Below are 1,505 nucleotides of genomic sequence, written 5' to 3' on the forward strand. Positions count from 1 at the left end.
GGTAAGGATTCAGGTCAAAAAAACTTCAGTGGCGGCATCTGGTAAAATAAACGAATGAAAAAGCCCGCAGCCACCAGAGAGCAGAAAAAAACCGAAATCCAGCAGTTGAGCCAAGCTGAACTGGTGGAAATGGTACTGGGGCTGCAAAAAATTATTGAAGAATTACAAGAAAAACTAGCCATTGCTACGGGGAAAAGTCGAACCACCAGTCAGACTTCATCAAAGCCCCCATCAACGGATCTGATCCAAAAATCAGAGAAACCAACAGTCCAACCAGAAGCAGACCAAAAAAAGAAACCAGGTGGACAACCAGGTCATCCCGGGAAAACCCGAAAAGGGTTTGCACGAGTAGACAGAACCGAAATTAGCTCACCCGACATCTGTCTCAATTGTGGCAGTAAAGAATTAAGTGAAGTAATTAACATTCATAGACAGCAAGTAGCAAGTCTAGTAGCAAAACCAATCGAAGTTGTTGAATATCAAACACAATCGTGTAAATGCCTCGAATGTGGTGCAGTAGTTAGAGGAGAAGCACCCCTGGGAATAGTTCCAGGACAAGACTTGAGCGTTAATCTTCAAGCACTCTTAGTCTGGCTGGGGAATTATGGACATCTTTCCTACGATAAGCTGACTGAGTTATTGTGGGAACTCGGCAGGATAGAAGTGTCCGTAGGAACACTCCAAAAAACCAATCAACGAGTAGCAGCAGCAGTCAAGCCAGCGATTAAAGCACTGTGGGAATGGGCACCTCTACAATCAAATGTTCATGTAGATGAAACGCCGTGGTGTGTGATGGGGGTTAAAGAATGGCTATGGACGGCTAGTGGAGAAGGATTCTGTTTATTTCATGCCGCAGATACCAGGGGGCGCGTGGAACTAGAAACCATGCTGGGCAAAGAATTTGCGGGAGTCTTAAGCTCAGATGATTTCAGTGTTTATAATGGTGTGAAAGTCGCAGCCCAACAGAAGTGTCTGGCCCATTTACGGCGGCATTTTAAGAAAGTGCTGGTACTTCCTGGCAATGATAATGCAGCAGTCGCTCAAATATTTCTGTCATTAATAGATGAAGCTTTTATCGCCCATGAGTCGTGGCGCAAGACGAAGGAGCAACTCACATACTACTCATGGGCAACTGATTTCAAAATACGATTGAATCTTGCTTTGGAGACTTGGTTGAACAAAGTTGGTTATACCGCAGGTTTGTTACTCAAATCCTTACGGGATAAGGCAGAACAATGGTGGTATTTTCTCTCTGACCCCTCGGTTCCTCCAGATAATAATAAAGCCGAACGTTCTCTACGGTTAGCTGTAACTAAGCGGAAAGTTTCTGGCGGCTCTCGTTCGATGAAACGATTTGAGGAAACGGCTGATCTACTTAGTGTGATTCAAACCTGTCGTTTTCAAGCTCGTTCAGTAATGACTTTTTTCCGTGAGGCTATGAATGCCCATTCTTGTGACTTGGCTATGCCTGAGCTCATTCCCATTCTTCAGACCTGAATCCTTAC

Annotated in this window: 1 protein-coding gene; it reads left to right on the top strand. The window is 44.7% G+C overall.

Annotated features, from left to right (window positions below; all coding sequences use genetic code 11):
* Positions 1 to 54 precede the first annotated feature (54 nt).
* Positions 55 to 1,497, top strand: coding sequence for an IS66 family transposase (gene tnpC, locus QUB13_RS30310; protein WP_333388770.1), 1,443 nt, complete (start codon positions 55 to 57; stop codon positions 1,495 to 1,497).
* Positions 1,498 to 1,505: the final 8 nt, after the last annotated feature.

It is taken from the genome of Microcoleus sp. B4-D4 (assembly GCF_036705185.1).
Lineage (GTDB): Bacteria > Cyanobacteriota > Cyanobacteriia > Cyanobacteriales > Microcoleaceae > Microcoleus.

Bases quoted from the DNA above. Each gene is read 5' to 3' on its own strand.
- tnpC (WP_333388770.1), top strand. From the start codon at position 55: ATGAAAAAGCCCGCAGCCACCAGAGAGCAGAAAAAAACCGAAATCCAG.